Source organism: Streptomyces sp. NPDC107454, from assembly GCF_055582885.1.
On sequence record NZ_JBVJPA010000002.1, the window covers coordinates 39,331 to 52,878 of the forward strand.

Annotated in this window: 10 protein-coding genes and 1 pseudogene; 5 read left to right on the top strand and 6 right to left on the bottom strand. The window is 69.8% G+C overall.

Features of this window, described 5'->3' with window-relative positions:
• Positions 1-15 precede the first annotated feature (15 nt).
• Together ACZ69M_RS04285 and ACZ69M_RS04290 are read right to left on the bottom strand one after the other, a co-directional pair.
• Complete coding sequence (locus tag ACZ69M_RS04285) at positions 16-1,329, bottom strand: ABC transporter substrate-binding protein (RefSeq protein WP_470046460.1); 1,314 nt, start codon at positions 1,327-1,329, stop codon at positions 16-18.
• Between the two features lie 122 nt (positions 1,330-1,451).
• Complete coding sequence (locus tag ACZ69M_RS04290) at positions 1,452-2,630, bottom strand: ROK family protein (RefSeq protein ID WP_470046462.1); 1,179 nt, start codon at positions 2,628-2,630, stop codon at positions 1,452-1,454.
• 183 nt (positions 2,631-2,813) lie between these two features.
• On the opposite strand from ACZ69M_RS04290, the gene ACZ69M_RS04295 reads away from it, so the two are divergent.
• Complete coding sequence (locus ACZ69M_RS04295) at positions 2,814-4,922, top strand: alpha-galactosidase (RefSeq protein ID WP_470046463.1); 2,109 nt, start codon at positions 2,814-2,816, stop codon at positions 4,920-4,922.
• A gap of 7 nt (positions 4,923-4,929) precedes the next feature.
• Here ACZ69M_RS04295 and ACZ69M_RS04300 read toward each other — a convergent pair whose 3' ends face one another.
• Complete coding sequence (locus ACZ69M_RS04300) at positions 4,930-5,568, bottom strand: hypothetical protein (protein ID WP_470046465.1); 639 nt, start codon at positions 5,566-5,568, stop codon at positions 4,930-4,932.
• 330 nt (positions 5,569-5,898) lie between these two features.
• On the opposite strand from ACZ69M_RS04300, the gene ACZ69M_RS04305 reads away from it, so the two are divergent.
• Entirely contained in the window at positions 5,899-6,657 is a 759-nt protein-coding gene (locus ACZ69M_RS04305; RefSeq protein WP_470046467.1) for an alpha/beta hydrolase family protein, read from the top strand.
• Positions 6,658-7,051: 394 nt separating this feature from the next.
• A complete protein-coding gene (gene rph / locus ACZ69M_RS04310; RefSeq protein ID WP_470046469.1) occupies positions 7,052-9,658 on the top strand; it encodes a rifamycin-inactivating phosphotransferase in 2,607 nt (868 codons plus the stop codon).
• Positions 9,659-9,840: 182 nt separating this feature from the next.
• Here rph and ACZ69M_RS04315 read toward each other — a convergent pair whose 3' ends face one another.
• Positions 9,841-10,221: a hypothetical protein gene (locus ACZ69M_RS04315; protein ID WP_470046471.1), complete on the bottom strand. Its 381-nt coding sequence runs from the start codon at positions 10,219-10,221 to the stop codon at positions 9,841-9,843.
• A 312-nt stretch (positions 10,222-10,533) separates the two neighbouring features.
• Between ACZ69M_RS04315 and ACZ69M_RS04320 the strand changes: the two genes are divergently transcribed.
• Both ACZ69M_RS04320 and ACZ69M_RS04325 read left to right on the top strand, forming a co-directional pair.
• Complete coding sequence (locus ACZ69M_RS04320; RefSeq protein WP_470046473.1) at positions 10,534-11,220, top strand: DUF4232 domain-containing protein; 687 nt, start codon at positions 10,534-10,536, stop codon at positions 11,218-11,220.
• Between the two features lie 134 nt (positions 11,221-11,354).
• Positions 11,355-11,789, top strand: a complete 435-nt coding sequence (locus ACZ69M_RS04325; RefSeq protein ID WP_470046475.1) for a VOC family protein — start codon at positions 11,355-11,357, stop codon at positions 11,787-11,789.
• A gap of 82 nt (positions 11,790-11,871) precedes the next feature.
• Here ACZ69M_RS04325 and ACZ69M_RS04330 read toward each other — a convergent pair.
• Positions 11,872-12,027: pseudogene (locus ACZ69M_RS04330) on the bottom strand (transcriptional regulator); the annotation flags it as partial.
• 92 nt (positions 12,028-12,119) lie between these two features.
• Positions 12,120-13,445 (bottom strand): serine hydrolase domain-containing protein, encoded by a 1,326-nt coding sequence (locus ACZ69M_RS04335; protein WP_470046477.1) that lies wholly within the window; start codon positions 13,443-13,445, stop codon positions 12,120-12,122.
• Between the last annotated feature and the right edge of the window lie 103 nt (positions 13,446-13,548).

Here is a 13,548-nt window from a genome sequence, read left to right on the forward strand (position 1 = left end):
CCTTTCCGGTCCTGGTCAGGCCGTGAAGAAGCGCGAGCGCTGGGACTCGATCTTCGTCAGCGTTCCCGAGCCGTCGTCGGGGTGGTCGAGCCACTGCGTCAGGCCGGGGAGTACGACGGTGGAGATGAAGCCGGGGTCGCTGTCGCGGTCCGCGAACTGGCTGATCTGCTTGGCGGAGGCGATGAGGTCGGCGGACTTCTTCTGGAGCGCGTTGTACGAGCCGGTGCTCGCCTTGTCGTTGACGGCGAGGTTGCTCGGGTCGACGCCCATGTACAGCTCCTCGCTGTGGGCACCGCCGAGGAACTCCAGGAACTTCTTGGCACCGTCCTCGTTCTTGGGCCGGCGGCTGAGCATGAAGCCGTCGGTGGGTGCCTCGACGGCGTCCTGACCGTGCGCGGCGTCGATCTCGGGGAAGGGGAAGAAGTCGATGTCGGCGCGTATCTTCTCGTCGGTGATCTGCTGTCCGAGGAAGAGGCCGATGACGGCCATCCCGGACTTCTTGTCGAGCAGCGACTGGGCGGCGTCCTGCCAGGAACGGCCGGCGGCACCCTGCTGGTAGTAGGGGGCGAGTTCGCGCCAGTGGTCGAGGGTGGCGAGGGCGCGCTTGTCGGTCCAGGAGACCTTGCCGCGCATCAGGGACATGTGGAAGTCGTAGCCGTTGGTCCGCAGGTTCACGTAGTCGAAGGCGCCGAGGATGCTCCAGCTGTCGCCGCCGCCGTATCCGGAGGCGATCGGGGACAGCCCGTCCTTCTTCATCCGCTTCGTGAGCGCGATGAACTCGCTCCACTTCTGCGGGACTTGGTAGCCGCGCTCCTTGAAGAGGCTCTTGCGGTAGAAGACGGCCCACGGGTAGTTGTACAGCGGCACGAAGTAGTACTTGCCGTCCTCGCCGCGGGAGAGCTGCTTGGTGGCGTCGCTGAAGTCGGCGCCTATCGTGTCCCACACGTCGTCGAGGGGGCTGCAGAGCTTCTTCTTGGCGAAGTACTGCATGCGGTAGCCGGCGAACCAGGTGAAGACGTCGTCGGGAGTGCCCTGCAGATAGGTGGAGATGCTCTTCTGGAAGGTGTCGTGGTCGACGGTGTTCGTCTTCACCGTCAGACCGCTGTCCTTGGCGAACGCGTCGGTGACGGAGGCGTAGGCCTTCTTGGGGGTGGCGTCGGCGCCGTTGGATCCGAAGGTGACCGTCTTCGGGTCGGCCCCCGCTCCCCCGCCGCAAGCGGTCAGAACGGGCGCGGCCAGTGCGGCGGCGCCGAGTCCGAACAGTCCGCCGACGACTCTGCGGCGGCCCGGGTTACGCGCAGCCAGGGGATTGCGGCTCTGCTGCGTCATTGTTGCTCCTCACGCGTGTCCGTACATGTCTGATCTTCAGTGCGTGGCTGTGGTTCAGTACGTGCTGGTCGGTGCGTGGTGCGCTCGTCGGCGCGTGCTCGCCCCTCAGGGCGTCGTGCTCCTCAGCGCGCGTCCGAGGTGGTGAAGGACTGGATGGCGGTGGCCGCCGCGCCACGTGCCCACTCCTCGAAGGGCAGCGGCCTGGTCTGTACGTCGCAGTCCGCGGCCGAACCGAACGCGGCCGCGGCGAACGCGTCACGGATCTGCTCGGCGAACAGGTCGTAGGCGGCCAGGCCTTCACCGGAGATGATCACGCGCTCGGGGCCGAGGAGGTTGGCCACGGTCGCGATGCCCCGGCCGATCGCCGCTCCCGCCCGGGCGTACACCTCCCGGGCGCCGGGGTCGCCGTCGTGGGCGAGGGCCAGGGCCTCGGTGGCGTCGGCGACACGCGCGCCGGTGACCTCCCGGATCCGGCCGACGATGGCGGGGTCCGAGGCGATCGCCTCGACGCAGCCCCGGTTGCCGCAGTGGCAGCGGGGACCGGCCGGGTCGATCGCCACGTGCCCGATCTCACCGGCCACGCCGTGCGCTCCCGCCACCACCTGTCCGTGCACCACCAGGCCGCAGCCGATGCCCGCGCCGACGGTCACCAGGGCGAAGTCGGACAGCCCCACCCCGGCCCCGAACCACTGCTCGGCCACCGTCAGCGCGCGAACGTCGTTGTCGAGGGTGACCGGCAGTCCGGTAGTGGTCGCGGCAAGTTCGGCGAGGGGAACGTCGCGCCACTCCAGGAACGGCGAGTAGCGCACCACCCCGGCCGCCCGGTCCACGTCACCCGAGACGGCGATGCCGAGCCCGCGGACCTGCACCCCGAAGCCGTCCGCCTCCGTCAGCAGTTCCTGTACGAGTCCCGCGACGGACGTCAGTACCGCCTTGGGCTCGCGGGAGGTGAGCGGAACGCGCCGGGCGACCCGGATGCGGCAGCACAGGTCGGTGAGTACGGCGATGAGCTCGTCGCCCGTCACCTTGATCCCCAGGAACAGGGCCCTGCCGCCGTCGACCCGCACCGGGTTGGCGGGCCGCCCGAGGACGGGCTGCCGTGCGTCCTCCGCGATGTCCTCCACTAGGTAGCCGGCCTCGATCAGCGGCCGGACCGCCTTGGTGACCGCCGCCGCCGACAGCCGGGTCCGCCCCGCTATCTCCGACCGCGTGAGCGGGCCGTGGGACAGCACGGTGGTGAAGATCTGGGAAGCGGCCGGCGTGTGGGCCGGGAACGCCTCGGTGGGAGAGGTCGAGCGCATGGCCGGAACCTAAGGCTCTTATTTTCTGCTGTCAATGAAAGAAGCAGGATTCTCTTGAGGACGCTCCATGAGGCAGCTGTGACCTATGAATTCCAGAATGCGAGCAAGCATTGACACGTGATCCAAGGTCGGGGTTGGCTTTTCCTTGTCTCGTACGTGAGCACCACCTGAACGCGAGGATCCATGTCGCCGATCTCCTTCGCCCCGGACACCGGGGTCTGGCTGCTGTCCACACCGCGCACCTCGTACGCGCTGCGGATCGACGAGACCGGAGCGCCCTGTCACGTCGCGTGGGGTCCACGACTGACGCCGGCGGAGGCCGAGGAGCTCGCCGTGCCACCCGCGCCCGAGGCCAGCAGCTTCGAGGGCAGGCCGCCCGTCGGGGAAGAACTGCCGGTCGACGGCGGCACGCGCTACGGACCGCCGTCACTGCAGGTCCGGTTCGCGGACGGCTCCCGCGCCTTCGAGTGGCAGCCGACCGGCCACCAGGTCGACGAGGGCGAGCTGACCCTGTCGTTCCGCGACCGCCGCTACCCGTTGCGGGTGGCGCTTCACTACCGGGTGCGCGAGGACACGGACGTCATCGAGCGCTGGACCGTCGTCCGCAACGACGGCGACGAGCCCGTCACCCTGCTGCGTGCCGACTCCGCCGCCTGGACCCTGCCGCCGCAGCGGGACTACCGGCTCAGCCATGTCACGGGCCAGTGGTCCGCCGAGAGCCAGTTGCGACGCGACCGGCTGCCGTACGGCGAAACCGTGTTGACCAGCCGTCGCGGGATCACGAGTCACCACGCGAACCCGTGGCTGATGCTCGACGCGGGTGAGGCGACGGAGGAGCACGGGCGGGTGTGGAGCGCCGCCCTCGCGTGGAGCGGGAGCTGGCGCGTCACCGTGCAGCGCACCCCCGACGGGCGGGCCGGATTCACCGGCGGCCCCGGCCAGGACGGTACGGCCGTGCCGCTCGCGCCGGGCGAGGAGTTCGCCACTCCCCCGTTCGCGGGACTGTGCACCGACGGCGGCTTCGGCGCGGCCAGCCGCGCCTGGCACGCGTACGTCCTGGCCCATGTCCTGCCCCACGCTGACGAGTTCGCCCCGGTGCTCTACAACTCCTGGGAGGCGACCGGCTTCGACGTCGACGAGGTAGGGCAGAAGGCGCTCGCCGAGCGGGCGGCGGCGCTCGGGGTGGAGCTCTACGTCGTCGACGACGGCTGGTTCGGGGCGCGCCGCAGCGACCGGGCGGGCCTCGGCGACTGGACACCGGCGCCCGACCGCTTCCCGGACGGGCTGGCCCCGCTGGTCCGCGCGGTGCACGGGCTCGGGATGCGCTTCGGCCTCTGGGTGGAGCCCGAGATGGTGAACCCGGACAGCGACCTGTACCGCGAACACCCCGACTGGGTACTGCACTTCCCCGGCCGCCCCCGCTCCGAGCTGCGCAATCAGCTGGTCCTCAACTTCGCCCGCCAAGACGTCGCCGACTGGGCCCACGGCTGGCTGACCCGGCTGGTCGGCGACCACGGCATCGACTTCCTCAAGTGGGACATGAACCGCGCGTTCAGTGAGGCCGGCTGGCCCGACCGGCAGGACGGCGCCGACCGCCTGGGCCCCGCCTACGTACGCAATCTCTACGGCGTCCTCGACCGTCTGCGCGCGGACCATCCGGCGCTGCGGATCGAGACGTGCAGTGGTGGCGGCGGCCGCGTCGACCTGGGCATTCTCTCCCGTACGGACCAGGCGTGGGCGTCGGACAACACCGACGCCGCCGACCGGATGGGGATCCAGCAGGGCTACGGCCAGATCTACCCCGCCCGCACGATGGGCGCCTGGGTGACCGACGTACCCAACCAGCTCACCGGCCGTACGGTCCCGCTGCGCTTCCGCTTCCACGTCGCGATGGCCGGGGCGCTCGGCATCGGGGGCGATCTCACGCGCTGGTCCGAGGAGGAACTGCGGGAGGGGGCCGACCTGGTCGCCACGTACAAGAAGGTCCGCCATCTCGTCCAGCACGGCAGGCTCGACCGGCTGTCGCCGCCCGCCGAGGACTCGGACTGCGTGGTGCAGTACACGGCCGCGGACGCCTCGGAGACCCTGCTGATCGCCTACCGGCGTGTGTCCCGCCACGGCGCGCCGAGGCTGCCGGTCCGGCCGCGCGGTCTGACCCCCGGGGGCCGCTACCGCGACGCCCGCACCGGCGCCGTGCACCGCTCCACGGTGCTCGGCGAGTACGGTCTCGACGTCGAGCTGCCGGCGGGCGACTGGTCCAGCACTGCGGTGCACCTCGTCCGGGAGGACTGACGCCCCGTCAGTACCGCTGGGCCTTCGCCAGGACCGGGGTCAGCTGGGGCTGGGTGGGCTGTCTGCTGATGGCGACGGGCTGGGCGCGCTGACCCGGCTTGAGGTTCTCCGCGCCCACGAACCTGGTCTCGACGACCTTGCCGTCGGCGTTCTTGAAGTCGACCTGGACGGCGTACGAGGCCGTGCGATCGGTGTTGTTGGTGATGTTGACGAGCACGGCGAGCAGGCCGCCCGTCTTCGCCCTGGGCAGGCCGCTCATGGCGACGTCGGACCGCGCGTTCCCGAAGCCCTGCACCTTCTTCAGCTCCGCCTGTGCCTGCGCGCTCGCGCGGGCCGTGTCGGCCGAGACGGACGCCTCGAACTCCGAGGCCGCGGCGGACAGCGACGAGGCAGCCGCCGAGGCCGAGGCCCGGGCGGAGCCGATGATCGAGGAGGCGGCCGAGGCCAGGGCCGACGGCGGTGTGCCACTGAACGACGAGGTGTCCGGCGGGGTGGCGCGCGGGGTGACGGAGGCGGCGCCGCTGTCACCGCCGCTGTTCGTGCTGCATGAGACGAGCGCGACGCCGCAGGTCAGGGTGGCCAGGAGGGCCGCGGTCGCGCGGCCGCGGCCGGTCCGTGCGGGGCCACCGTGGGTGCGTCTGCTCATGGAGCTCGTCCTCTTCCTGCCGGTCCGAAAACCCGGTCTGCGGGCCTCCCTCATGCTTCCTGCCCGGCTCGGCGTCCGCGATCGGTGCTGACCCGTTGGGGTTGCCCGGCCCACGCCATGAGGATCTTCAGAACTCCCGGTTCGACGGAAAAGGGTTGGGCGGGACGATGCCGGGGCTGCTAGCGTCCGGGACACCGTGACATCGCGCGAGGAGGTGAGACCCATGAACGCCGTATCCCATGGGTGCTCCCCATCTTCTTCACGGTCGGGCGATTGACGTAGTTGTCGCCGGGAGCACCTCGACAAGGCACTCCCGAAAGGCAACAACCCATGCATTTCACCGCGGAGACATCGTCGAACGGTGTCGTCGAACGCAACTTCACTCTGGATGAGGTCACCGGCGTGCTCTGGTCACCCGCATCCGGCTCCGCCGGCGCACCCCTGGTCCTGATGGGTCACAGTGGCGGCCTGCACAAGAAGGCACCGGGAATCCTGGCCCGTGCACACCACTACGTAACCACCTGCGGATTCACCGTGGCCGCCATCGACGCGCCCGGACACGGCGACCGGCCGCGCAACGCGGAGGACAAGCAGTGGGTCGCCGCTCTCCTGGGGGCCCGGGCGGCAGGAGAGCCGATCGGCCCGATCATCGCCGACTTCAACGGCTCACTGGCCCAGCGGGCCGTGCCGGAATGGCAGGCAGCCCTGGACGCCCTCCAGGCACTGCCCGAGATCGGCACCGAGGCGCCGGTCGGCTATGGCGGCATGACGTTGGGCACCGCGACCGGACTGCTGCTGACGGCGATCGAACCCCGGATCACCGCCGCCACCTTCGGCGGGGTCTTCGTGTACGAGGCGCTGACCGAGGCGGCCAGGCAGATCACCATCCCGATCGAGTTCCTGCTCCCGTGGGACGACGAGGAGATCAGCCGCCAGTCCGGACTCGCGTTGTTCGACGCCTGCGCCTCGAAGGAGAAGGCGTTGCACGCCTACCCGGGCAGGCACAACCAGGTGCCCGGATACGAGGTCGACAACTCGGCCCGGTTCTTCCTGCGGCATCTCGGCCGGGCCGGCACATCACCGGCCTGACCTGACGGCGGTGTCGGGAGGCGTGAGCCACGGCGACCGTCAAGTGTCCGAAAAGACCTTCTTGTCAGTTCCAGTGGACGGCAAAAGGAAAAGGCAAGGAGAGCTCTCTCCTTGCCACTCTCAACATATAGCGCACCGGGGGGCTTGCCGCAAGACCCGGGTCACGGCGCAGAATCGTCGGCCGATGCCACAACCTGCGGAAATGGGGACACGACGTGCGTGTGTTGTTGTCGACGTATGGGCCCGACCGGGCGGAGCGGTCGGCCGACTCGGCAGAGGGACGGCAACCAGGGAGGAGGACGCGCTCGACAAGAACTTCGACGGAGTCCGAGACGCCGGTGATGCGATCGGCCGCCGCACTGCGACGGAGCACGGCTGTCTCGGGGGTATCGCGATGACTGAGCGGTACGTGTGGGACCTTCAAGAGGTTGACCAGACGCAACTTGCGGTCGTCGGCGGCAAGGGCGCGCACCTGGGCGGGCTGTCGCGGATCGAAGGCATCCGCGTGCCGGCCGGCTTTTGCGTGACGACGGACGCCTTCCGGCGGATCAGGGCGGAAGCGCCGTCGCTCGACGATCGGCTCGATCAGCTGTCGCGCCTGAACCCGGACGACCGTGAGGCGATCCGCACGCTCAGCGCGCAGATCCGCCGGACCATCGAGGGAATCGCCATCCCCGGCGATCTCGCGGCGGTGATCACCGGCGCGCTCGCCCAGCTCGGCGAGCAGGCCGCCTGCGCCGTCCGGTCCAGCGCGACGGCGGAGGATCTGCCGACGGCCTCCTTCGCCGGCCAGCAGGACACGTACCTGAACGTCGTGGGGCCGACGGCGATCCTCCAGCACGTCAGCCGGTGCTGGGCCTCGCTGTTCACCGAGCGGGCCGTGACCTACCGCCGGCGGAACGGGATCGACCACCGTACGGTCCACATGGCCGTGGTCGTCCAGCGGATGGTCTTCCCGCAGGCGTCCGGCATCCTGTTCACGGCCGACCCCGTCACGGGCAACCGGAAGGTCGCCACCGTGGACGCCGGCTTCGGCCTCGGCGAGGCCCTGGTCTCCGGCCTGGTGAACCCGGACGTCTTCAAGGTGCGGCACGGCGAAGTCGTCGCCAGGACGATCGCCGCCAAACAGCGTGCCGTTCAAGCACTTCCGGCCGGCGGTACGCACGAAGTCGCGATCGACGCGCAGCGGCAGGAGCAGCCGACGCTGACGGATGCGCAGGTCGTACGGCTCGTGCAGCTCGGGCGGCGGATCGAAGCGCACTTCGGCCGCCCGCAGGACATCGAATGGTGCCTGGCCGATGACGGCTTCCAGATCGTTCAGAGCCGGCCGATCACGACGCTGTTCCCGATCCCGGAAAGCGGTGACCAGGAGAATCACGTCTACCTCTCCGTGGGTCATCAGCAGATGATGACCGACCCCATGAAGCCGCTGGGGATCTCGGTGTGGCAGCTGACGGCCATGGCGCCCATGCAGGAGGCCGGCGGGAGGCTGTTCGTGGACGCCACCCGGCGCCTGGCCTCGCCCGCGGGCCGCGCCGGCTTCCTGGACCTCGTGGGGAGAGGCGATCCGTTGGTCAGGGACGCTCTGGAGACCGTCCTCGACCGCGACGATTTCGTTCCGTCGGTCCCGGACGCGGGGCCCGGCGGGCCGCCGGCCGGCGGTGCGTCCGCCCCGATCGCGACCGATCCGGCCATCGTCACCGAGCTGATCGCGCGCAGCCAGGTGTCCATCGCCGCCCTGGAGCGCGACATCCGGGCGAAGTCCGGACCGGCGCTGTTCGACTTCCTGCTGGAGGCCTTCGAGGAGCACAAACGAGTCCTCCGTGATCCGCTGAGCATGCGGGCGATCATGGCGGGGATGGAGGCCACGTGGTGGCTCAACGACACGCTGCAGGAGTGGCTGGGCGAGAAGAACGCGGCTGACACGCTCTCGCTGTCCGCTCCCGACAACGTCACCTCGGAGATGGGACTGGCGCTGCTCGACGTCGCGGACGTGATCCGCCCGCACGCGGAGGTGGTGGCGTTCCTGCGGGGCGTCGCGTACGTCGAGGACGAGGCCTTCCTGGACGAGCTGGCGAAGGTCGCGGGCGGGACCGAAGCGCGCGACGCCATCGAGGCCTACCTCGACCGGTACGGCATGCGCTGCGCCGGCGAGATCGACATCACGAGGCCACGTTGGCGCGAGCGCCCCACCACGCTCGTGCCCGTGATCCTCGACAACGTCAGGAACTTCGAGCCGGGCGCCGCCGAGCGGCGCTTCGAACAAGGGCGGCAGAAGGCGCGGAAGAAGGAACAGGACGTGCTCTCACGCTTGCGGGCCCTGCCGGACGGGGCCCGGAAGGCCGACGAGGCCAAGCGGATGATCGAACGGGTCAGAACCTTCATCGGGTACCGGGAGTACCCGAAGTACGGCATCATCAGCCGCTACTTCGTCTACAAGCAGGCCCTGCTGGAGGAGGCCGAGCGCCTCGTGGAGGCAGGCGTGCTTCCTGAGAAGGAGGACATCTTCTACCTCACGTTCCAGGAACTCCACGACGTCGTGCGCTCGAACCAGGTGGATGACCGGCTCATCCAGCAGCGGAAGGACGCCTTCCGGTCGTACCACGCGCTCACACCGCCGCGGGTGCTCACCTCGGACGGTGAGGCCGTCACCGGGGCGTACCGGCGCGACGACGTGCCGGCCGGCGCCTTGATCGGCCTCCCGGTTTCCGCCGGGACCATCGAGGGGAGGGCCCGCGTCATCCTTGACATCGCGGAGGCCGATCTCGAAGCGGGCGACATCCTGGTCACGACCTTCACGGACCCCAGTTGGTCGCCGCTGTTCGTCGCGGTCGCGGGCCTGGTGACGGAGGTGGGCGGCCAGATGACCCATGGCGCGGTGATCGCCCGGGAGTACGGCTTGCCTGCCGTCGTGGGCGTGGAGCAGGCCACCCGGCTGATCCGGGACGGGCAGCGGATCCGCGTGCACGGAACGGACGGGTACGTCGAGATCCTGCCTTGACCGACCACACCGAGAAGCCCCATCCGTGGCTTCCGGCTGAACAACGCCAAGCAGTAGGGCCCGAGACCGGAGAGGAGAGCGGGGGCGCACCCTGAGCGGGGAACGGTCCGGCGATGAGAGACCGACCGCATCAGGCGGATTCGGTCCCCAGCGCCGGGCCACAGCGTTCCGGAAGCGAGTCCTTACGGGTGTGCGATGTCGGTGATCACCTGGTCGTACCGCCGAACGTTCCCGGTGAATGTGTAGTTGGGGTACCTCGGCCGCAGGCGCGCCAGGGCCGCGTCGACGAAGGCCCACATGTCGCCGATATCGGCGGTGGCGTCGAAGATGGCGTGAGTCAGCCATTCACCCTCGTCGTTGGCCACGTAGGCTTCGTACTTCTGCGCTTCGGTGGTGACGGCCATGGGTGTATCGGTCTCCTGGTTCGTGGCCTGCCGGGTGTCGTCGCTGGTGTCGTCCGCGGTGGCGGCTGCCTCCGCTGTCCCTGCCGCGGTGAGAAGCGCTGCCGCTGCGGCCGTGCCGGTGGCGGCGCCCAGCACGGTCCGCCGGGAAATCTCTGACACAGTTCTCCCCCTGTGTTGGCCCCTCCCGGTGAGAGGCCGCAGCCGACCATACATTCAAGTCCCTTTAAAACCAGAGCGGTTGGAAGAAATTCGCCCCTCTCACTCGCGCGCGACAACCTGGGGATTCACGCGGCTGCGACCGGGCGTGCGGCAGCCGCTGAGAGACGGAACCCGACGAGTGCCCTGAGAGCCCTCTGGATGGCTGACGCAAGGTCAAGACGCCTCTGTTACACGGCTGTTGATGATCACCTCGTACCTTAGTGATCAACACGGCGCTCGTCGGCGCCCCTCATGCAACGGAGAAGAACCACCATGCGCCTGTTCCACGCCGCCACCGCTGTCGCCGCCACGTCCGCGCTGGCCCTGACGCTCACCGCCTGCGGGAACGGCAGCGGCAACGACGCCTCGGGCGACCAGTCGCCCGCACCGGCTTCCTCGCCCTCGGCCACGGCGACCGGCGGCGCCCCGGCCGAGAACGCGGGTGCCACCAAGGATGCGGGCAGCAGCACGGGCGGCAGCGGTACGGGCGGCAGCACGGGCGGCGGTACGGGCACCAGCACCGGCAGCAGTGGCGGCACCGGCGCGGGCCGCTGCCACACCGCGGGGCTGGGCTTCTCGTTCGGCTCCGGCGACGGCAAGGTCAGCAGCTCGGACGACCAGCAGCAGCTGGCCGTGGTGCTGAAGAACAAGACGTCCGCCGCGTGCACCATCCAGGGCTTCCCCGGGGTCGACCTCAAGTCCTCCGGCGGCAGCTGGTCGCTGACCCGCAGCGGTGCGACGCCCAAGAAGGTCACCCTGGCCGCCGGCAGCAGCACGACGTTCACCATCACCTTCCTGCCGTGGAACCAGGGCAGCGGCACCGAGTTCAAGGCCACCTCGGTCGTCGTCACCCCGCCGAACGAGACCACCTCGACCACCCTGGCCTGGCCCGGCGGCAGCGTCCTGCTCCAGGACGGCGCCACGCACCCCGGCACCTACACCGGCCCCGTCGGCGGCTGACGGCAACTCGCCCGCGCCGTACCCGAGACGTCGTCCTGGCGTGGGGGTGCGAGGAGTCGGCCGCATGCGCCACAACCTGGCCAGGGGCGAGCCCGTGGAGACGACGAGAGAGACCCCGCCTCTACGATGGACCAATGGCAGCGATCAAGCAGATACAGGTCACCTTCGACTGCGCAAAACCTGAGCGCGTCGCTCGTTTCTGGTGCGAGGTGTTGGGGTACGTCGTACCGCCGCCGCCGGAGGGGTTTGCTACTTGGGACGATTTCGACCGCGCACTGCCGCCTGAGCGTCAGGGTTCGGCGTTCGCATGCGTTGATCCCTCAGGTGTGGGCCCGCGACTGTATTTCCAGCGTGTTCCCGAAGGCAAGGTCGTCAAGAACCGGGTGCATCTGGACGTGCGGGTCGGCACCGGGCTCGTGGGTAAAGAGCGCGTGGCCGCACTCGAGGCCGAATGCGCACGGCTGGTCGCGCTCGGCGCGGTACGCGTGCGACTACTGCTTGCCGATGGCGACAACGAGTCGTGCCTCTTGATGCAGGACATCGAGGGCAACGAGTTCTGTCTCGACTGAGGGGCCGCGAACGCGGCACCTTCGGGTGTCGACTGGTGCAGTTCGCCATCACGGGGGTCGCCGTCCCGCGGGGAACCCACTCTCAGTCCGCGTGGACGCCGCCTTCGGTGTGGGAGGCGCCCTCGGTACCGGGAGGGGCCGTGAACCACAGGAGGCGCTGGCGGCCGTCCTCGCTGAACAGACTGTGGCGGTCCAACTCGATATCCGGCAAGTGCGGACATGACTGAACAACCTTCTTTGCGGTGCGGAGAGGGGAATGAGTCAGGAGTCAGCAGGCAGGGGACGCGGGTGTAGTGGGTGCTCGGGAGCCGGCCGGCAGAGGGATGGGGCTCAGGAGTCGGTCGGCGCCGACGCGGGTGTGGTGGGGATCGGCTTGTCGAGCATGGTGCACACCGCGGCGTTCACCAGGGCCTGGTTGGCGGGGCCGGCCGGATTGGTGGGGCCGGTGTTCGGCGAGGCCAGACCGAAGACCGTGGTGGTGAAGACCGAGACCGTGCGGCGGCCGGTGGGGTCGGTGTAGTCCTCGCTGGAGTAGCCGGGAGCCTGGCCGCTGTGGCCCCAGACGGTGCCGCAGGGGGTGGACACCTGCTCCAGACCGAGCCCGTACCGGCGGTTCGGGAACTCGGACTCCTCGGCGACGGTGGTACGCATCTCCTTCAGCAGGACGGGCGGCAGAAGCTTGCCCGAGTTCAGCGCACCGGAGAAGCGGGCCCAGTCCTGCGCGGTGGAGACCATGCCGCCGGCGGCCCAGAGCGTGCTGGCGTTGACCCGGGTGGTGTCGACGTATCCCGCGGACCGTGCCGGGCCAGCGAACGCCGTCCCGGCGGGCGCGTACGGAGGGAGCAGCGGGCCGATGTGGGCGGCGTCCGGTTCGTAGCCGTGGGCGAGACGAGGGTTCTTCGTCTCGCCGAAGCCGGTGACCAGGTAGGTGTTCTTCAGGTGCAGCGGCCCGGCGATCCGCTGCTGGATCAGGTCGCCCAGGGTGTGTCCGGTCACCTTCTCGGCGATCAGGCCGAGCGCGAGGTAGTTGGTGTTGCTGTAGGAGTAACTCGTGCCGGGTGCGAACAGCGGGTCGTACCGGACGGCGGCGGCGAGCACCTCCCGGGGCGTCCAGACCCTGGTGTCCTGGCCGGTGAACGCCTTGAGCACGTCGGGTTCGGTGCTGTAGTTGAACAGGCCGCTGGTGTGGTTGAGCAGCATGTGCACGGTGATCGCGGCCCCGTTGGGGACCAGGCCGGGCAGCCACTCGCCGACCGGCTCGCTCAGCTTGAGCCGGTGTTCGGCGACCAGTGGCAGGATCACGGTGGCGACCATCGTCTTGGTGTTGGAGCCCATCCGGAACTCGTCGCTCGTGGTGAGCGCGTGGTCAGCCCTGGTCCAGGGCGCCTGCCGGGCGATCTCGATCGCCCGCCCGTCGCCCTTGTCGACCCGCACGACAACGCCGGGAGCTCCGGCGTCCACGTCCCGCTGGGCGAGCCTTGCCAGTCGGGCCTCCTGGGCTGCCGCCGCGCTGGGCCGTCCGGTCGGGGTGTGGGCGGTGCCCTGCGCCACGGCGGACGCCTCGCAGGTCGCGAGCGTACCCGTCAGTGCCGCGGCCAGGGCCAGCGTCAGATATGCCTGCCGAGCGTGGCGCGAGTAGGGCGTGTTCCGGGGCATGAGGTGTCCTCCTGGACATGGAGCATGGGTCGATCGAACGTGAGCCATGGGCCGATCGCACGTGAGGCACGGGCCGATCGGGTCGGGCGAAGGCCGCATCCAC